Origin of the sequence: Pseudomonas sp. NY15181 (assembly GCF_048068055.1) — a bacterium.
GTDB lineage: Bacteria > Pseudomonadota > Gammaproteobacteria > Pseudomonadales > Pseudomonadaceae > Pseudomonas.
The window spans coordinates 310,109-327,994 of the sequence record NZ_JBLUPT010000002.1; the positions used below are offsets into that span (position 1 = coordinate 310,109).

15 protein-coding genes are annotated in these 17,886 nt (G+C 65.3%); 3 read left to right on the forward strand and 12 right to left on the reverse strand.

Translation table 11 applies throughout. The annotated features are described in order from the left end of the window. From ACNFBT_RS06905 to ACNFBT_RS06945, 9 genes are all read right to left on the reverse strand, one after another. Entirely contained in the window at positions 1-741 is a 741-nt protein-coding gene (locus ACNFBT_RS06905; protein ID WP_416747723.1) for a glycosyltransferase family 2 protein, read from the reverse strand. Between the two features lie 25 nt (positions 742-766). Beyond that, positions 767-1,768 (reverse strand): NAD-dependent epimerase, encoded by a 1,002-nt coding sequence (locus tag ACNFBT_RS06910; RefSeq protein ID WP_416747725.1) that lies wholly within the window; start codon positions 1,766-1,768, stop codon positions 767-769. A gap of 364 nt (positions 1,769-2,132) precedes the next feature. Beyond that, positions 2,133-3,968 carry a glutamine--fructose-6-phosphate transaminase (isomerizing) gene (gene glmS / locus ACNFBT_RS06915; RefSeq protein ID WP_416747727.1) on the reverse strand — a complete coding sequence of 612 codons (1,836 nt, stop codon included), beginning with the start codon at positions 3,966-3,968 and terminating at the stop codon, positions 2,133-2,135. Between the two features lie 16 nt (positions 3,969-3,984). Further along, positions 3,985-4,755: a DeoR/GlpR family DNA-binding transcription regulator gene (locus ACNFBT_RS06920; RefSeq protein ID WP_416747729.1), complete on the reverse strand. Its 771-nt coding sequence runs from the start codon at positions 4,753-4,755 to the stop codon at positions 3,985-3,987. 253 nt (positions 4,756-5,008) lie between these two features. Further along, positions 5,009-6,880: a diguanylate cyclase domain-containing protein gene (locus ACNFBT_RS06925; protein ID WP_416747731.1), complete on the reverse strand. Its 1,872-nt coding sequence runs from the start codon at positions 6,878-6,880 to the stop codon at positions 5,009-5,011. After that, the gene (locus ACNFBT_RS06930) at positions 6,877-7,749 is read right to left on the reverse strand and encodes an endonuclease/exonuclease/phosphatase family protein (RefSeq protein ID WP_416747733.1); all 873 of its coding nucleotides are present in this window, start codon (positions 7,747-7,749) and stop codon (positions 6,877-6,879) included. The genes ACNFBT_RS06925 and ACNFBT_RS06930 overlap by 4 nt, the downstream gene beginning before the upstream one ends. A 10-nt stretch (positions 7,750-7,759) precedes the next feature. Continuing rightward, positions 7,760-8,401 (reverse strand): thiol:disulfide interchange protein DsbA/DsbL, encoded by a 642-nt coding sequence (locus tag ACNFBT_RS06935; protein ID WP_416747735.1) that lies wholly within the window; start codon positions 8,399-8,401, stop codon positions 7,760-7,762. Between the two features lie 166 nt (positions 8,402-8,567). Next, entirely contained in the window at positions 8,568-9,173 is a 606-nt protein-coding gene (locus tag ACNFBT_RS06940) for a c-type cytochrome (RefSeq protein ID WP_416747737.1), read from the reverse strand. Positions 9,174-9,220: 47 nt separating this feature from the next. Beyond that, positions 9,221-9,511 carry a c-type cytochrome gene (locus ACNFBT_RS06945; protein ID WP_416747738.1) on the reverse strand — a complete coding sequence of 97 codons (291 nt, stop codon included), beginning with the start codon at positions 9,509-9,511 and terminating at the stop codon, positions 9,221-9,223. A gap of 191 nt (positions 9,512-9,702) precedes the next feature. Between ACNFBT_RS06945 and yihA the strand changes: the two genes are divergently transcribed. Continuing rightward, positions 9,703-10,362, forward strand: coding sequence for a ribosome biogenesis GTP-binding protein YihA/YsxC (gene yihA / locus ACNFBT_RS06950; protein WP_275609626.1), 660 nt, complete (start codon positions 9,703-9,705; stop codon positions 10,360-10,362). A 263-nt stretch (positions 10,363-10,625) separates the two neighbouring features. Here the strand turns inward: yihA and polA are convergent, their stop codons facing one another. Further along, positions 10,626-13,367 (reverse strand): DNA polymerase I, encoded by a 2,742-nt coding sequence (polA, locus tag ACNFBT_RS06955; protein WP_416747739.1) that lies wholly within the window; start codon positions 13,365-13,367, stop codon positions 10,626-10,628. Positions 13,368-13,441: 74 nt separating this feature from the next. Here polA and ACNFBT_RS06960 point away from each other — a divergent pair, with 74 nt between their 5' ends. Together ACNFBT_RS06960 and ACNFBT_RS06965 are read left to right on the forward strand one after the other, a co-directional pair. Continuing rightward, a complete protein-coding gene (locus tag ACNFBT_RS06960) occupies positions 13,442-13,729 on the forward strand; it encodes a DUF2782 domain-containing protein (protein ID WP_416747741.1) in 288 nt (95 codons plus the stop codon). A gap of 34 nt (positions 13,730-13,763) precedes the next feature. Then, on the forward strand, positions 13,764-14,714 hold the full coding sequence (locus ACNFBT_RS06965) for a homoserine kinase (RefSeq protein ID WP_416747743.1): 951 nt from the start codon (positions 13,764-13,766) through the stop codon (positions 14,712-14,714). Between the two features lie 212 nt (positions 14,715-14,926). Here ACNFBT_RS06965 and ACNFBT_RS06970 read toward each other — a convergent pair whose 3' ends face one another. Both ACNFBT_RS06970 and ACNFBT_RS06975 read right to left on the reverse strand, forming a co-directional pair. Continuing rightward, entirely contained in the window at positions 14,927-15,613 is a 687-nt protein-coding gene (locus ACNFBT_RS06970; RefSeq protein ID WP_416747745.1) for an NrdJb, read from the reverse strand. Between the two features lie 18 nt (positions 15,614-15,631). Next, positions 15,632-17,779, reverse strand: a complete 2,148-nt coding sequence (locus ACNFBT_RS06975; protein WP_416747747.1) for an adenosylcobalamin-dependent ribonucleoside-diphosphate reductase — start codon at positions 17,777-17,779, stop codon at positions 15,632-15,634. Positions 17,780-17,886: the final 107 nt, after the last annotated feature.

Sequence of the window (17,886 nt, forward strand, 5' to 3'; positions counted from 1 at the left end):
TCAGCGCCCCAGTTCGCGGGGAACGGCATCCAGGCGTGTGCGCCGGATCAGCCACCAGACGCCGAACAGATCCAGGATGCCCACCAGCGCGCGGTCCAGGTTGCCGTACTTGGACACCCCTGCGTTGCGCGGCCTGTGGTTCACCGGATGCACGCGCATGCTGCCCTGATGGCGTTGGATCAGCGCCGGAATGAAGCGGTGCATGTGATCGAAGTACGGCAGGCGCAGGAAGGCCTCGCGCTCGATCAGCTTGAGCCCGCAGCCGGTATCCGGGGTGTGGTCGTTGAGCAGGCGGCCGCGCAGGCGGTTGGCGAAGCGCGAGGCCCAGCGCTTGCTGGCGCTGTCCTGGCGTTTCACGCGGTGTCCGGCGATCAGCTTGAGGTCCGCCGGGCAGTCGGCGGCGCGAACCATGGCGAGCATCCCGGGTATATCCGCCGGGTCGTTCTGGCCGTCGCCGTCCAGGGTCGCCAGCCAGCGGCCACGGGCAGCCTCGGCGGCGTGGTAGATGGAGGTGCTCTGGCCCAGCGAGCGCTCGTGGGTCAGCACTCTCAGCTCGGCGTAGCCACCGCGCTGCAGGTTCTGCAGCTCGGCGCGGGTCGCGTCGGTACTGCCGTCGTCCACCACTATGACTTCGAACACCTCGCCGGCCAGGGCCTGGCGGACTTCCTCAAGGAGCCCGGGAAGGTTCTCGGCTTCATTCTTCGCCGGAATCAGCACCGACACATAAGGGCTGTTGGACATGCTTCGACTTTTACTCCGTGGCCCTTTACGCCGCTCCGACGCAGGGTTCTTCAATCGCGTAGAACTCGCGATACCAATGAACGAAACGCTCGACACCGCTCTGCAGCGAAGTCGCCGGGCGGAAGCCGGTGCGCTGTGCCAGCGCCTCGACGTCGGCCCAGGTCTGCAGCACGTCACCGGGCTGCAGCGGCAGATAATTGCGGACGGCCCGACGGCCCAGCGCGAGCTCAACGCACTCCACCATGTCGAGCAGGCGTACCGGCTCGCCACGGCCGATGTTGTAGAGCGCCGCCGGCGCCTCGCCGTGTTCGCCCGGCTCGGGCGGGCAGTCCTGGATGCGCACCACGCCCTCCACCACATCGTCGATGTAGGTGAAGTCGCGGGACATCTCGCCGTTGTTGTAGATATCGATGGGGCGACCTTCGAGGATCGCCCGGGTGAACTTGAACAACGCCATGTCCGGACGCCCCCAGGGGCCGTACACGGTGAAGAAGCGCAGGCCGGTGAGCGGCAGCCGGTAAAGGTGCGCGTAGGTGTGCGCCATCAGCTCGTTGGCACGCTTGGTGGCGGCGTACAGCGACACTGGCTGGTCCACCGCGGCATCGGTACTGAACGGCATGTTGCTGTTCATGCCATACACCGAGCTGCTGGAGGCATACACCAGGTGCCCAACCTGCGAATGGCGGCAGCCTTCGAGCAGATTGACGAAACCGGTCAGGTTGGCGTCGGCGTAAGCCTGCGGGTTTTCCAGCGAGTAGCGCACCCCGGCCTGGGCGGCCAGGTGGATAACTCGCTCGAAGCGCTCACGCTGGAACAGGGCAGCCAGGGCCGGTGCGTCGGCGATGTCCAGCTGCTCGAAGCGGAAGTTGCGCTCCTGGCACAGCAACGCCAGGCGGGCCTGCTTGAGCTCGACGCTGTAGTAGTCGTTGAGGTTGTCGATGCCGACCACATCGTGGCCGTCGCGGCACAACCGCTGTGCGGTATGGAAGCCGATGAAACCGGCGGCGCCGGTGACCAGGAACTTCACGGATACAGTCCCCAGCTGGAGCCGGGAGCAGGGATATCCCCTGTCAGCACGAACGCTGTGATCGTCATGGGTCGCCCGAGCCAGTGTGTTTGTTGTAGTGACCGGCTATGGCCGATCCCTGGTCTTGTCAGTCCGGGGCCGCAAGGGCCACGGTCACGCAGCGCATCCACTGAGGACGCCGCGAAAAGGCTGACTTATCGTCTTGGCAGGCGCGAGAAGAATTTGTGAAATTTGTGTAGGAAAAATGTGACAGGCCTACAGCAAAAGGCTCTAGCTGTAGGAGAAGGGGGAGGGAGAAAGATGAAGGAGAAATCGGGTGCCGGCGCTGCGCGCCGACACCCGGGGTCGCTCGACGGTGACCGTTTTATTCCACGGTCACGGATTTTGCGAGGTTGCGCGGCTGGTCGACGTCAGTGCCCTTGAGCACGGCCACGTAGTAGGACAGCAGTTGCAGCGGCACGGTGTAGAGAATCGGCGCCAGGCAGTCGTGGATCGCCGGCATGCCCACCACGTGGGTGCCCGCGCCGTTGTCGATGCCGGTGCCGCCTTCGGCGAAGACCACCAGCTCGCCGCCCCGGGCGCGCACTTCCTGCAGGTTGGACTTGAGCTTTTCCAGCAGCTCGTTGTTCGGCGCCACGGTGACCACCGGCATGTCGGCGTCCACCAGGGCCAACGGGCCGTGCTTGAGCTCGCCGGCTGGGTAGGCCTCGGCGTGGATGTAGGAGATTTCCTTGAGCTTCAGCGCACCTTCCATCGCCACCGGGTATTGCGCGCCACGGCCAAGGAACAGGGTGTGGTGCTTCTCGGCGAACAGCTCGCTGACCTTCTCCACCACCTTTTCCATCGCCAGGGCTTCTTCCAGGCGAGTCGGCAAGCGGCGCAGCTCGGCCACCAGTTCGGCTTCGACGCCGTCGTTCAGGCGCTTCTGCACCTGGCCGATGCCAAGGGTGAGCAGCAGCAGCGCCACCAGCTGGGTGGTGAACGCCTTGGTGGAGGCGACACCGATTTCCGGGCCGGCGTTGGTCAGCAGGGTCATGTCCGACTCGCGCACCAGCGAACTGGTGGCGACGTTGCAGATCGACAGGCTTGCGAGGAAGCCCAGCTCCTTGGCGTAACGCAGCGCGGCCAGGGTGTCGGCGGTTTCCCCGGACTGGGAGATGGTGACGAACAACGAGTCAGGATGTACCGCCACCTTGCGGTAACGGAATTCGCTGGCGACTTCGACTTGGCAGGGAATGCCGGTCAGGCTTTCCAGCCAGTACCGGGCGACCATGCCTGCATGGTAGCTGGTGCCGCAGGCGACGATCTGCACGGTGCGCACCTTGGTCAGCAGCTCGCGGGCCTGTGGACCGAAGTTATCCACCAGCACCTGCTCGGTGCCCAGGCGACCTTCCAGGGTGCGCTGCACCACGGACGGCTGCTCGTGGATTTCCTTGAGCATGAAGTGACGGTACTCGCCCTTGTCGGCGGCCTCGGCGCCTTCGTGGTAGCGCACGGCTTCACGCTGCACCGGATTGCCCTTCACGTCCCACAGTTTCACGCTGTCGCGGCGGATCTCGGCGATGTCACCTTCTTCCAGGTAGATGAAGCGGTCGGTGACCTGGCGCAGGGCCAACTGGTCGGAAGCCAGGAAGTTTTCGCCATGACCCAGGCCGACTACCAGCGGGCTGCCGCTACGGGCGGCGAGGATGCGATCCGGTTGCTTGGCGCTGATGACCGCCAGGCCGTAGGCGCCGTGCAGCTCCTTGACGGTGGCCTTGAGCGCGACGGTGAGGTCGCCCATCTCGGTCAGCCGCAGGTGCAGCAGGTGGACGATGACCTCGGTGTCGGTCTGCGAGGTGAACACGTAACCGCGCGTCTTGAGCGTTTCGCGCAGGGCTTCGTGGTTCTCGATGATGCCGTTGTGCACCACCGACAGTTCACCCTGGGAGAAATGCGGGTGGGCATTGGCCTCGGTGGGCGCGCCGTGGGTGGCCCAGCGGGTATGGGCGATGCCCAGGTGGCCGAGCAGCGGCTGCTCCTCGATGGCCTGCTCCAGGCTGGACACCTTGCCAGCGCGACGGCGACGATCCAGCGCGCCGGAACCATCGACCACAGCCACCCCGGCACTGTCATAGCCACGGTATTCAAGGCGCTTGAGGCCCTCGACGAGGATCGGGGTTACGTTACGTTCGGCGATGGCGCCTACGATTCCACACATGGGATGGCTCTCCTTTTTAGTCTTCGCAGCGCGCGCGGATCACTTTCACGCCACGCGCCTGGATCAGTTCGAACGCCTCATCACTCAGGCGCTCGTCGGTAATCAGTATCTGGACGCTGCTCCAGGGCAGCTCCAGGTTGGGGATGCGCCGGCCCAGCTTGTCGGACTCGGCCATCACGATAACTTCGCGGGCGACCTCGGCCATGACCCGGCTCAACCCCAGCAATTCATTAAACGTGGTGGTTCCACGCTCGAGGTCCAGGCCGGTGGCGCCGATGAACAGTTGGTCGAAATCGTAGGAGCGCAGCACCTGCTCGGCCACCTGGCCCTGGAAAGACTCGGAATGCGGGTCCCAGGTTCCACCGGTCATCAGCAGCACCGGCTCGCGCTCCAACTCGCGCAATGCGTTGGCCACGCTCAGCGAGTTGGTCATCACCACCAGCCCCGGCTTGCGCCCCAGTTCAGGAATCAAAGCGGCCGTTGTGCTGCCGCTGTCGATGATGATTCGCGCATGCTCGCGGATGCAGGCCGCCGCCGCGCGGGCGATGGCCTGCTTGTAGCGCGACAGCGGCTGGCTCGGCTCGCCGATCAGCTCGTGGGGCATCGGCACCGCGCCGCCGTAACGGCGCAGCAGCAGACCGTTGCCTTCCAGGGCGGCCAGATCCTTGCGGATGGTCACCTCGGACGTGGCGAAGCGGCGGGCGAGATCGTCCACGCTGACCTCGCCCTGCTCGGCGAGCAGCGCCAGGATGTCGTGGCGGCGTTGCGGCGTGTTGCGTTTCGACATGAACGATTAAGTTTCGATTCGGAAGATAATGGCGCGAATCAAAACCCAAGAGCTTTCGTTCGTCAAGATTTTATGGAGCGAATGGAAGGTTTTTCCGTAGGGCGTACAACCGTTCGCGGTTGTATGCCGACTCACCCTATCCATACGGATCGGGCAACGGGGCGCCCGACTCGAACCCGAGCAGACAGGAAACCAAGGTCAATCGGCGTATAACGCGGAGCGTTATACGCCCTACGGAACTAAAGGAATGGAATCAGTCCGCTTCCAGTCGATTGCGCCCGCCGCGCTTGGCGCGGTAGAGCGCCTGGTCGGCCCGCTCGAAGACCACATCGCTGCGCTCGCCGGCACGGAAGGCGGTCAGACCGGCCGAGCAGGTGATCACCAGGCGTTCGCCCTTGAAGTGGAACGGGCAGGCTTCCACCGCGCCACGCAGCAGGTCGAGCAGCCGCTGGCCGCCTTCCAAGGGCGTTGCGGGCAGCAGCACGACGAACTCCTCGCCGCCGTAGCGGGCGATGAAATCGGTCTTGCGCAGACGCTTGGAAAGCTCCGAGGCGATGATCTTCAGCACCTTGTCGCCGGCCAGGTGGCCGAAGTCGTCATTGATGCGCTTGAAGTGGTCCACGTCCAGGATCGCCAGCAGCAGATCACCGCCGGCGCGCTCCCAGCGCGCCACTTCCTGCTCCAGGCGCTCGGCCAGCGCGGCGCGGTTGGGCAGGCCGGTGAGCGCGTCGGTCATGGCCTTCTGGCGCTGGTCCTCGATATTGGCCTTGAAGGTCCTGGCCTCCTCTTCCATGCTCGCCACCCGCGTCATCAGCGACTGGATGCGCTCGCCCACCTCGCGCTCGCGGGCCTCGCGCTCCTCACGGAACTGGTCCATGGTCATGACCAGTCCTTGCAGGCGGCTTTCCACGTGAAGCTTGAGGCCTTCCAGATCGGTGGCTTCCAGCACGCTTTCCTTCAGGCCGCTGACCTGTTCGCGCAGCGAGTCGTCCAGGGTGCGGGCGCTGGAGCTGGAGCCGGCGTGGTTGTCGTGTACGGCTTGCAGCCCGTCGAGGAACGCCCCCAGGCGCTCGTTGAGCTGGTGCAGGTAACCTTCGAACTCACGCTGGCCGCTGTCGTTGAGCGACAGCACCAGCACCGCCAGGTCATCCAGCACCGGCACCAGTTCGTACCAGTTCAGGCTGCCGTGAATGCGCGCGCGCAAGGCATCGGCCTGGGGCTGATGGGTGGTCGGCAGGTGCATTTCGTCCAGCAGATGCAGCAGGCTGGCCTCGATGTGCGGCGCGACCGCGCTGTAGCCCGGCTCCGGGCGCGGCGGCAGGGCGTAGGGGTCGGCGGCTTCTGCCGGCTGGCCGAACAGGCCAGGGGGCAACGGCAGGCTGTCGAGCAGCGCCGGTCCGGGCGTCACCTCGGGAGAAACGGCTGGCGCTTCGGCCGTCACCGGGCTGATCGCCGCAGCAACCGGCTCGGCAACGGGCTCGGCCGCTACAGGGGCAGGCGCGGAGAATTCAACCTGAACGGCAGCGGCCTCGGCCAGCGGCGCCTGGGCGACGACGGCGGCGGCCGCCAGTGGCTCCTCCGGCGCATCGGCGGCAGCTTCGCGTCCGCCAAACAGACGTTGCAGCAGGCCGGGGCGCTGCTCGTCGTCGGCGCCGTCGAAATGCTCCAGCACGCGGCGCTGCAAGCCGCTCAGCTCAGTGAGCAGGGCCGGCAGCTCACGGGAGCTGCTGGCTCGCGCGGCGATATCCCTGGCGAAATGCTTGAGCGGCTTGCGCACCTCCGCCGGCAGCTCGAGCGCCAGTAATTGCTGGGCGAGCTGGGAGAGCGCCGCGATGTTCTGCTCGATGCGCTGCTGGCGGCGCTGCTCGGAGTCGAGCACCGCGCGCTCCAGTTGCGGGATCAGGCGGGAGAGGCCGGCGTCCATCTCGTCGCGGCGCAGGACCTCGCGCAGCTCCTTCATGCAGGCGTCCACCGCCTTGTCGCTGCCTTCGGCCGCCAGGCTGCTGCGCACCAGGCCTCGGCGCAGCAGGTCGACGCGGGCGTTCCAGCGCCGCTCGAGCTTCTCCTGCTGCTCCAGGTTGTCGAGATACTTCTGTTTCCAGCGCGGTTCGGCTTCGCGACTCATTCAGGGGCCTCGCCGCGCAAGGCCAGCGACGAGGAGGTGCGCAAGGCATCCGGCAAGCGGATTTCCACGGCCACCGGCAGGTGGTCGGAAATCGGCTGCGGCAGAACACTGACGCGCTCCAGCGCCAGCTCGGAACTGAGCAGGATATGGTCCAGGCAGCGCTGTGGACGCCAACTGGGGAATGTGGCTTCCACCTGCGGCGCGATCAGCCCGAGGTCGCGCAGCGGCGAGCTTTCCAGCAGATCGGCGGCGTGGGTGTTCATGTCGCCCATCAGCACCTGGTGGCGATAGCCCTGCAGCAGCTCGCGTATGTAAGCGAGCTGGCGGGTGCGGGTTCGCGCGCCGAGGGCCAGGTGCATCATCACCACCGCGAGGGCGTCCTCGCCTTCGCCGAAGCGCATGAGGATCGCGCCGCGTCCGGGCGGGCCGGGCAGCGGATGGTCTTCCAGGGCGGTGGGCTGCAGACGGCTGAGCAAGCCGTTGCTGTGCTGGGCGATGCGCCCGAGATTACGGTTGAGCTGCTGGTACCAGTAGGGGAAGGCACCGAGCTGGGCCAGGTGTTCGACCTGGTTGATGTTGCCGGAGCGGATGCTGCCGCCGTCGGCCTCCTGCAGCGCGACCACGTCGTAGTCGGCGAGCAGCTCGCCAATGCGTTGCAGGTTGCTGGCCCGCCCGGCGGTCGGCAGCAGGTGCTGCCAGCCGCGGGTCAGGTAGTGCCGGTAACGCTCGGTGCTGATACCGACCTGGATGTTGAAGCTGAGCAGGCGGAGCCGGCCGTCGTCGGGCAAGCCGGAGGAGCTCCCCTGGAGGGGATTCACCTTCGGGACACAGGCCCCTGCGACGCGCTCTCGAGTCCGCCGGCGCAGCATCGCCAGCTCCTTACTGAGCGGCCTTGGTGGAAGCGCGTTCCTTGGCGATCAGCTGGTCGGCCAGCTCCAGGGCGGCGTCCGGGCTGCCGGCCGAACCGATGTCGAAGCGGTACTTGCCGTTGACGACCATGGTCGGTACGCCGCTGATCTGGTAGGCCATCGCCAGCTTCTTGGCCTTCTCGATCTGGCCCTTGATGGCGAAGGAGTTGTAGGTGCTGAGGAACTTGTCCTTGTCCAGGCCCTGCTCAGCCACGAAGGCGGCCATTTCTTCCGGGGTGGTCAGGCTCTTGGGGTTGTTGTGCAGCTTTTCGAAGATCGCATGGTGGACCTTCTGCTCCACGCCCATCGACTCCAGGGTCAGGTACAGCTGGCCGTGGATATTCCACAGGCCGCCGAACATGGCGGGAACACGCACGAAGTGCACGTCGGCCGGCAGCTTCTCGATCCACGGATTGATGGTCGGCTCGAAGGCGTAGCAGTGCGGGCAACCGTACCAGAACAGCTCCACCACCTCGATCTTGCCCGGCTGGGACACGGGCACGGCCTGGCTCAGCTCGGTGTAGCTCTTGCCAGCTTCGAACTCGGTGGCATTCGCGTTGAGGGCGAACAGGCCGGCAAAGGCAAGCGCGGCGGTGAAAATCAGGTTACGCATGGTTCACTCCTTGGCTGAACGGGTCCGCCTCGCTCGGCGCGGCGGGATGAAGCGGTTTTGACCTGGGGTGCCAGGTGCGGTTCCAGCATTGTAGTGGCGGCGGATGCGAAAAAGGGCGGCCTAAGCCACCCTTTTTTCATTCCAGCGATTCCGCCCGGCGCGCCTCTTAGTGCAGGCCTTCGATGTAGCTGGAGATCGCCGCGATGTCCTTGTTGGACAGCTTGGCGGCGATGCTGCGCATGATCATGGCGTCGCCGTCGTTGGTGCGATCGCCTTCGCGGAAGGCGGTCAGCTGCTTGGCGGTGTAGGCCGAGTGCTGGCCACCCAGGTGCGGGAAGCCGGCTTCGGCGTTGCCCAGGCCGCTGGGGTTGTGGCAACCGGTGCAGGCCGGCATGCCTTCGGACAGCTTGCCGCCACGGAACAGGGCTTCGCCCTGGGCGACCAGTTTCGGATCGGCCATGCCGATGCTGGTGTTCTGGCTGGAGAAGTAGGCAGCGATGTCGGCCATGTCCTGATCGCTGACGTTGGCCAGTATGCCGGTCATTTCCAGCACGGTGCGGCGACCTTCCTTGATGTCGTGCATCTGCTTGAGCAGGTAACGCTCACCCTGGCCGGCCAGTTTCGGGAAGTTCGGCGCCATGCTGTTGCCATCGGCGCCGTGGCAGGCACCACATACAGCAGCTTTCGCCTGACCGGCCTTGGCATCGCCAGCGGCGTGCGCTACGCCGGTAAGGCCCAGGGTCAACAGCAGACTCACGATCAATTTGTTCATCAGCTAATCCAATAACGGCTAAGGGTGAAAGAGTAGGGCTTCCGGGATTACTTGGACATCCACTGGATGATGGCCTGGTAATCCTCGGCGCTGCAGTCGGTGCACAGGCCGCGAGGGGGCATCGCGTTGAAACCGTTGGTCACGTGTTGCACCAGCGTGTCCATGCCCTTGTCCAGGCGCGGTTTCCACGCGGCGGCGTCGCCTTTCTTCGGCGCCATCGGCAACTGACCACTGTGGCAGGCGCCACAGGCACGGTTGAATACGGCTTCCGGATCCTGGGCGGCCTGGGCGCTGGTGGCCAGCGCGGCAACGATGGCTGCGAACAGCAGTTTCTTCATGATTGTCCTCATCGTCAGGGAACGTTCGCGTTCTAAATGCGCGAACTTCTGGGGTTCCCGTTGCGCCCGACCCTGGGGGATAAAGCGCACACAAAATCCGCGGCATTATATACTTCCAATGCCGAAACGGAAACGAGCTCGCTCCCCGCGACACCTGGTCGCACCCCTCTGCGAATATGCCCATGCCCCCGATGAACCCTGCGAAAAACCCGATTCTCGGCCTGTGCCAACAGGCCACGTTCCTCATCAGCGCCGCCAAGGTGAACCAGTGCCCGGAAGACACCGGCCTGGAAGTCGCCTTCGCCGGCCGCTCCAACGCGGGCAAGTCCAGCGCGCTGAACGCGCTGACCCATGCGAACCTGGCGCGCACCTCCAAGACCCCGGGCCGCACCCAGTTGCTGAACTTCTTCCGCCTGGATGACGAGCGCCGCCTGGTCGACCTGCCCGGCTACGGCTACGCCAAGGTGCCAATCCCGCTGAAACTGCACTGGCAGCAGCACCTGGAGGCCTACCTGAGCAGCCGCAACGCGCTGGCCGGTGTGGTGCTGCTGATGGACATCCGCCATCCGCTGACCGATTTCGACCGCCTGATGCTGGACTGGGCCCAGGCCAGCCAGCTGCCGATCCACGTGCTGCTGACCAAGGCCGACAAGCTCGCCTTCGGCGCGGCGAAGAACGCGTTGCTCAAAGTGCGCAAGGAAATCCAGCAGGGCTGGGGCGACGTGGCCACCCTGCAGCTGTTCTCCGCCCCCAAGCGTCAGGGCGTGGAAGAGGCGCAGATGGTCCTGGCCGGCTGGCTGGGGCTGCTGGATGACGAGGAAGAAGAGGTTGGCGAGGAAGCCGAAGGCTGAATCGCAGGCAAAAAAAACCCCGAGCTTCGTATGGGGAGGGGGAAGTTCGGGGTTCAAGTCCGGACCGCTAGGGCGGGGTCCAGTAATCTGCCAACACTAAACACTGCAAAGGAGCATCGAAGGGCTTCACCAGCCATTCACGTGTTCTGACTGGGGCCTTTGCGGGAAAGTTCAGCAGGCCACGAAAATAATTTTCGCCCTGCCCTGTACGACCGTTGATCGGTCGACTGAAGGGCCCGCCACCCGGGCCCCTCGACCGCTCGTCAGTGTGCCTCGTCCCAGTTCGCCCCGACGCCGGCCTCGACCACCAGCGGTACGTCCAGCTCCGCCGCGCCGCTCATCAGCGGACGGATGGCCTCGCGGACCTGCTCCACCAGGTCCTCGCGAACCTCCAGCACCAGTTCGTCGTGTACCTGGAGAATCACCCGGGCGTCGACCCCGCTGTCCTGCAGCCAGTTATCCACAGCCACCATGGCGCGCTTCATGATGTCCGCGGCGGTGCCCTGCATCGGTGCGTTGATCGCGGTGCGCTCGGCGGCCTTGCGCATGGCGGCGTTCTTCGAGCCGATTTCCGGCAGGTACAGGCGGCGGCCGAACAGCGTCTCGACGAAGCCCTGCTCGGCTGCCTGGGCACGGGTGCGCTCCATGTAGGCCAGCACGCCGGGATAGCGGGCGAAATAGCGGTCGATATAGGCCTGGGCTTCCTTGCGCTCGACGCCGATCTGCTTGGCCAGGCCGAAGGCGCTCATGCCGTAGATCAGGCCGAAGTTGATCGCCTTGGCGCTGCGGCGCTGGTCGGAGGTGACCTCGTCCAGCGCCACGCCGAAGACTTCGGCGGCGGTGGCACGGTGCACGTCGCGGTCGTGGCGGAAGGCGTCCAGCAGGCCTTCGTCCTTGGCCAGGTGGGCCATGATGCGCAGCTCGATCTGCGAGTAGTCCGCCGCCAGCAGCTTGTAACCCTTGGGTGCGACGAAGGCCTGGCGGATGCGCCGGCCCTCGGCGGTGCGGATCGGGATGTTCTGCAGGTTCGGGTCGCTGGAGGACAGCCGGCCGGTGGCCGCCACGGCCTGGTGGTAGCTGGTGTGGATACGCCCGGTGCGCGGGTTGATCTGCTCCGGCAGCTTGTCGGTGTAGGTGCTCTTGAGCTTGCTCAGGGAGCGGTACTGCATGATCACCTTGGGCAGCTCGTAGTCCTGCTCGGCGAGATCAGCCAAAACGTTCTCGGCGGTGGACGGCTGGCCGGTGGCGGTCTTGGCCAGCACTGGCAGGCCCAGCTTTTCATAAAGGATGGCGCCCAGCTGCTTGGGCGAGCCGAGATTGAACTCCTGACCGGCCAGCTCGAAGGCCTTGCGCTCCAGTTCGACCATTTTCTCGCCCAGCTCGACGCTCTGCTTGCCCAGCAGGTTGGCGTCGACCAGTGCGCCGTTGCGCTCGATGCGCGCCAGCACCGGCACCAGCGGCATCTCGATGTCGGTCAGGACCTTTTCCAGCGACGGGATGGCCTGCAGCCTGGCCCACAGGGTCTGGTGCAGGCGCAGGGTCACGTCGGCGTCTTCGGCGGCGTAAGGACCGGCCTGCTCCAGGGCGATCTGGTCGAAGGTCAGCTGCTTGGCGCCCTTGCCGGCGATGTCCTCGAAGCGGATGGTGCTGTGGCCGAGGTACTTGAGCGCCAGGCTGTCCATGTCGTGGCGGGTCGCGGTGGAGTCCAGCACGTAGGACTCGAGCATGGTGTCGAAGGCGACGCCCTGCACGGCGATGGGCGTCGAGGCATTGGCCAGGACGTTCATGTCGTACTTGGCGTGCTGGCCGACCTTGCGCTTCTTCGGGTCCTCCAGCAGCGGCTTGAGGGCCTTGAGCACCGCGTCGCGGTCCAGCTGCGCCGGCACGCCCATGTAGCTGTGCGCCAGCGGCACGTAGGCGGCCTCGCCCTCCTTCACCGCGAAGGACACGCCCACCACCTGTGCCTGCTGCGGGTCGAGGCTGGTGGTCTCGGTATCGAAGGCGATCAGGTCGGCGGCTTCCAGCTTCTTCAGCCAGGCATCGAACTCGGCCTGCTCCAGCACGGTGTCGTATTTCGCGGTGGCCTGGACCGACGCGGCCTCGACTTCGCCAGCGCCCTCGTCCTTGGCCTCGCGCAGCAGGTCGTCCAGCCAGTTCTTGAACTCCAGCTCGCGGTACAGGCCGATCAGCGCCTCGCGCTGCGGCTCGCCCGGATGCAGCGCCTCGACGTCGACGTCCAGCTCAACGTCAGTCTTGATGGTGGCCAGTTCGTAGGACAGGAAGGCCATCTCGCGATGCTCTTCCAGCTTGGCCGGCAGGCCCTTGGCGCCGCGGATCGGCAGCTCGGGCACCTTGTCCAGGCTCGAATACAGCACATCCAGGCCGCCGCCGACGCCAACCAGCAGGCCCAGCGCGGTCTTCTCGCCCACCCCGGGCACGCCCGGAATGTTGTCGACCTTGTCGCCCATCAGAGCCAGGTAGTCGATGATCAGCTCAGGACCGACACCGAATTTCTCTTTTACGCCATCGGGGTCGAGCACGCTTCCGGTCATGGTGTTGACCAAAGTAATGTGCCCGTCGACCAGCTGCGCCATGTCCTTGTCGCCGGTCGAGATCACCACCGGGCGCCCCGCCGCCGCACTACGTCGGGCCAGGGTGCCGATCACGTCGTCCGCCTCCACGCCTTCCACGCAGAGCAGCGGCAGACCCAGCGCCCGCACGCTGGCATGCAGCGGCTCGACCTGCACGCGCAGCTCGTCCGGCATCGACGGGCGATTGGCCTTGTACTCGGCGAACAGCGCATCGCGGAAGGTCGGGCCCTTGGCGTCGAAGACCACCGCGAAGGGGCTGTCGGGGTACTGCTTGCGCAGGCTCTTGAGCATGTTCAGCACGCCCTTCACCGCGCCAGTGGGCATGCCGGTGGAAGTCGTCAGCGGCGGCAGGGCATGGAAGGCGCGATACAGGTAGGACGAGCCGTCCACGAGGACGAGGGGTGCTTGGCTCATGAGGGGAATCAACCTTTTCAGAAGGGCTCGGGCTAAACTGTCCGTAGCCAATTCGACAAAGGGACAAGGTTATCATGCGTACGTTGAACCGCCTGTTGCTCGCCGCTCTGCTGGGTCTTGGCGCGACCACCGTGATGGCGGCGGACGATGCCCCCAACGCCGAACCGGATGTAACCATCCGCCAGGAGGGCGACAAGACCATCCAGGAATACCGTGTGAACGGTTTCCTCTACGCCATCAAGGTCACGCCCAAGCACGGCAAGCCGTACTTCCTGGTGCGCCAGGACGGCAGCGACGGCAACTTCATCCGCTCGGACCAACCGGACAAGCTGATTCCACAGTGGCAGATCTTCAGCTGGTAAACCTCCACTTCCACGACGCTCCAGGGGATTGAGCATGTCGGTATTCACACCTCTGGAACGTCCTGTTCTCGAAGAATTCCTCGCACCCTACGACCTCGGTCGCCTGCACGACTTCCGCGGCATCGCGGAAGGGTCGGAAAACAGCAACTTCTTCGTCAGCCTGGAAAAGGGCGAGTTCGTCCTGACCCTGGTGGAGCGCGGCCCGGTGCAGGAAATGCCGTTCTTCATCGAACTGCTCGACGTACTGCACGAAGCCGACCTGCCGGTGCCCTATGCGCTGCGCACGAAGGATGGCGAGGCGCTGCGCCAGCTCGAGGGCAAGCCGGCGCTGTTGCAGCCGCGCCTGCCTGGCCGTCATGAGCGGGTGCCGAACAACCACCATTGCCGGGAAGTCGGCGACCTGCTGGCGCGCCTGCACCTGGCGACGCGCGGGCATATCATCGAGCGGCCCAGCGACCGTGGCCTGAGCTGGATGCTGCATGAAGGCCAGGCCTTCCAGTCGCACCTGTCCGGTCATGCCGCCGACCTGCTGGCCGATGCGCTGGAAGAGATTGCCCGACTGCTCGCCGAGCAGCCGGCGCTGCCGCGCGCCAACCTGCATGCCGACCTGTTCCGCGACAACGTGCTGTTCGACGGCCCGCACCTGGCCGGGTTGATCGACTTCTACAACGCCTGCTCGGGCTGGATGCTCTACGACCTGGCGATCGCCGTGAACGACTGGTGTTCCAACGAAGACGGCGCCCTCGACGGCCCCCGCGCTCGCGCGCTGCTGGCGGCTTATGCAGCCAAGCGGCCGTTCACCGCACTGGAAGCCGAGCTGTGGCCGGAGATGCTGCGGGTGGCCTGCGTGCGCTTCTGGCTGTCGCGCCTGATCGCCGCCGAGGCGTTCGCCGGGCAGGACGTGCTGATCCACGATCCAAGCGAGTTCGAGCGGAGGCTGGAGAAGCGGCAGAAGGTGGAGATTCATTTGCCGTTTGCGTTGTAAGCGGCAGCGCTTCGTACATCCACGATCCGGCCGACAGGCCGGATCGTGGATAAATCCGCTCCTTCGAGAGCCATACACACCGTAGGGCGTACAACCATTCGCGGTTGTACGCCGATACACCTCACCGCATCGCAACGCCGTTGCCGAGCCTGGACGAATTGCTCTTGTAGGAGCGATGGCCCACGCGCCAGCGCCATAGACTTAGCTCCGGCTCACCCACACTTGGAGTGCCCACAGTTCAGGCAGGTGGCACACCCATCCATCTGCACCACCGCCATGGTGTTGCACTTGCCGCACAGCTGGGCGCCGGGGGGGAAACCTTCGCCGGGCTCGGCCTTGTTGGTGCCTTGGGCCGCCTCATAGGCCGCGCGCTTCTCGGCCAGGTACAGGCGCTGCTCCTCGTCGAGCTGCGGGCCCTCCATCAGGCCGATGGCGACCAGGTGACGCTCCACCACCGCGCCGATCTCCGCCACGATCGACGGCATGTAGACGCCGCCGCGCTTGAGGTAGCCGCCACGCGGGTCGAACACCGCCTTCATCTCCTCCACCAGGAAGGTGCAGTCGCCGCCCTTGCGGAACACCGCCGACATGATGCGGGTGAGCGCGACGATCCACTGGAAGTGGTCCATGTTCTTCGAGTTGATGAAGATCTCGAAGGGCCGGCGCTGCTCGTAGGCCGTGTCCGGGTTGAGCACCACGTCGTTGATGGTCACGTACAACGCGTGCTCGAACAGCGGCGACTTGATCTTGTAGGTGGCGCCCACCAGCATTTCCGGTCGCTGCAGGGTCTCGTCCATCTTCACCACGGAGGCTGCCGCGGCGGCCTCGGCGCGAGCCTTTTCCTCGGCCACGTCCACCACCTGGAAGCCTTTGATCTTCTGGTTGATCTTGACACTCATGACATCTCTCCAGGGGTATCAGTACTTGCCGTAATAGCCTTCTTTCAGGGCATCGAAGAGGTTGGCGGCGGTATGGATCTCGCCGTCGTACTCCACTTCCTCGTTGCCCTTGAGCTCCACCACGCTGCCGTCTTCCAGCTCGAAGCGGTACACCGTCTTCTCCAGGTCCGCCTCCTTCACCAGCACGCCCTGGAAGGCCGCCGGGTTGAAACGGAAGGTGGTGCAGCCCTTCAGGCCCTGGCGCCAGGCATATAAATAGATGTCCTTGAAGTCCTCGAACGGGTAGTCGGTGGGGACGTTGGCGGTCTTGGAGATCGACGAATCGATCCACTTCTGCGCCGCCGCCTGGATGTCCACGTGCTGCTGCGGGGTGATGTCGTCGGCGGTGATGAAGTAGTCCGGCAGGCGGTGCTTCTCGTCCCCGGCGTCGGGCACCGCGTGGTTGTCCACCTGCGCGCGGTAGGCCAGCAGTTCGTAGCTGTAGACCGAAATCTTCTCCTTGGTCTTGCGCCCGGCGCGGATCAGGTTGCGCGAGTAGTGGTGGGCGAAGCTCGGCTCGATGCCGTTGGAGGCGTTGTTGGCCAGGCTCAGGCTGATGGTGCCGGTGGGCGCGATGGAGCTGTGATGGGTGAAGCGCGCACCCTGTTCGGCCAGTTGCTCCACCAGTTGCGGCGCATGCTCGGCGACCCGCTGCATGTAGCGCGAGTACTTGGCGTGGAGCACCCGGCCGGCCACCTTGTCGCCGACCTTGTAGCCATCGTCGACCATCTCCGGGCGCTTTCGCAGCATCTCGGCGGTCACTTCATAGTCTTGCGCCAGGGCCGGCGCCGGGCCCTTCTCGCGTGACAGTTCCAGGGCCACTTCCCAGCCCACCAGGGCCATTTCCCGTGCCACTTCCTCGGTGAACACGCAGGCTTCCGGGCTGCCGTAGCGCAGCTTGAGCAGGGTCAACGCCGAGCCCAGGCCAAGGAAGCCCATGCCATGGCGGCGCTTGCCGAGGATTTCCGCGCGCTGCTGTTCCAGCGGCAGGCCGTTGATCTCCACCACGTTGTCGAGCATGCGGGTGAAGACCCGCACCACCTCGCGGAAACGCTCCCAGTCGAAGCGAGCATTCTCGCCGAAGGGGTCATTCACGAAGCAGGTCAGGTTCACCGAGCCCAGCAGGCAGGAACCGTAGGGCGGCAGCGGTTGCTCGCCACAGGGGTTGGTGGCGCGAATGGCCTCGCACCACCAGTTGTTGTTCAACTCGTTGACCCGGTCGATGAGGATGAAGCCCGGCTCGGCATAGTCGTAGGTGGAGACCATGATCATGTCCCACAGGTGCCGCGCCTTGACCAGCCCGTAGACCTTGCAGGCCACGCGGCCATCCTCGCGCACCAGGTAGTCGTCATGCACCGGCCAGTCGCGCCAGACCACCTGCCCGGCGTCCTTCAGATCGACATCGTCGCGCTCTTTCTGGTGGACCGGGAAGACCAACGGCCAGTCCTCGTCGGCTTCCACCGCCGCCATGAACTCATCGGTGATCAGCAGGCTGAGGTTGAACTGGCGCAGGCGGCCGTCCTCGCGCTTGGCACGGATGAACTCGCGAACATCCGGATGGCTGACGTCGAAGGTGCCCATCTGCGCGCCGCGTCGCCCGCCGGCGGAGCTGACGGTGAAGCACATCTTGTCGTAGATATCCATGAACGACAGCGGCCCGCTGGTGTGCGCGCCGGCGCCGGAAACGTAGGCGCCGCGCGGGCGCAGGGTACTGAACTCGTAGCCGATGCCGCAGCCGGCCTTCAGCGTCAGCCCGGCCTCGTGGACCTTCTGCAGGATGTCATCCATGGAATCGCAAATGGTTCCGGAGACGGTGCAGTTGATGGTCGAAGTGGCAGGCTTGTACCCCTGGGCGCCGGCGTTGGAGATGATCCGCCCGGCCGGGATCGCGCCGTTGCGCAGGGCCCAGAGAAAGCGCTCGTACCAGTGCTCGCGCAGGGCCTTGTTCGCCTCGACATCGGCCAGGGCGCGGGCGACCCGCTGCCAGGTCTCGTCGACGCTGCCGTCGATGGGTTTGCCGCTCTTGTGCTTCAAGCGGTACTTGCTGTCCCAGATATCCTGCGAAGCGGGTTGCAGAGCGAGGACTCCTTGGTCTGCGCCACGGGGGCGCGCATCGGTCTTGGCCATCCGGGAAATAACCTCCTGTTGGTTGGGTTGGCAGGCGCAATGGAGCGCGAGTAAACCCAATATGTAGCTACCAAAAACTGACCAACATCAATATGTAGTGCCGCCTA

Bases quoted from the DNA above. Each gene is read 5' to 3' on its own strand.
- ACNFBT_RS06905 (WP_416747723.1), bottom strand. From the start codon at position 741: ATGTCCAACAGCCCTTATGTGTCGGTGCTGATTCCGGCGAAGAATGAA.
- glmS (WP_416747727.1), bottom strand. From the start codon at position 3,968: ATGTGTGGAATCGTAGGCGCCATCGCCGAACGTAACGTAACCCCGATC.
- ACNFBT_RS06920 (WP_416747729.1), bottom strand. From the start codon at position 4,755: ATGTCGAAACGCAACACGCCGCAACGCCGCCACGACATCCTGGCGCTG.
- ACNFBT_RS06925 (WP_416747731.1), bottom strand. From the start codon at position 6,880: ATGAGTCGCGAAGCCGAACCGCGCTGGAAACAGAAGTATCTCGACAAC.
- ACNFBT_RS06930 (WP_416747733.1), bottom strand. From the start codon at position 7,749: ATGCTGCGCCGGCGGACTCGAGAGCGCGTCGCAGGGGCCTGTGTCCCG.
- ACNFBT_RS06935 (WP_416747735.1), bottom strand. From the start codon at position 8,401: ATGCGTAACCTGATTTTCACCGCCGCGCTTGCCTTTGCCGGCCTGTTC.
- ACNFBT_RS06940 (WP_416747737.1), bottom strand. From the start codon at position 9,173: ATGAACAAATTGATCGTGAGTCTGCTGTTGACCCTGGGCCTTACCGGC.
- ACNFBT_RS06945 (WP_416747738.1), bottom strand. From the start codon at position 9,511: ATGAAGAAACTGCTGTTCGCAGCCATCGTTGCCGCGCTGGCCACCAGC.
- yihA (WP_275609626.1), top strand. From the start codon at position 9,703: ATGAACCCTGCGAAAAACCCGATTCTCGGCCTGTGCCAACAGGCCACG.
- polA (WP_416747739.1), bottom strand. From the start codon at position 13,367: ATGAGCCAAGCACCCCTCGTCCTCGTGGACGGCTCGTCCTACCTGTAT.
- ACNFBT_RS06960 (WP_416747741.1), top strand. From the start codon at position 13,442: ATGCGTACGTTGAACCGCCTGTTGCTCGCCGCTCTGCTGGGTCTTGGC.
- ACNFBT_RS06965 (WP_416747743.1), top strand. From the start codon at position 13,764: ATGTCGGTATTCACACCTCTGGAACGTCCTGTTCTCGAAGAATTCCTC.
- ACNFBT_RS06970 (WP_416747745.1), bottom strand. From the start codon at position 15,613: ATGAGTGTCAAGATCAACCAGAAGATCAAAGGCTTCCAGGTGGTGGAC.
- ACNFBT_RS06975 (WP_416747747.1), bottom strand. From the start codon at position 17,779: ATGGCCAAGACCGATGCGCGCCCCCGTGGCGCAGACCAAGGAGTCCTC.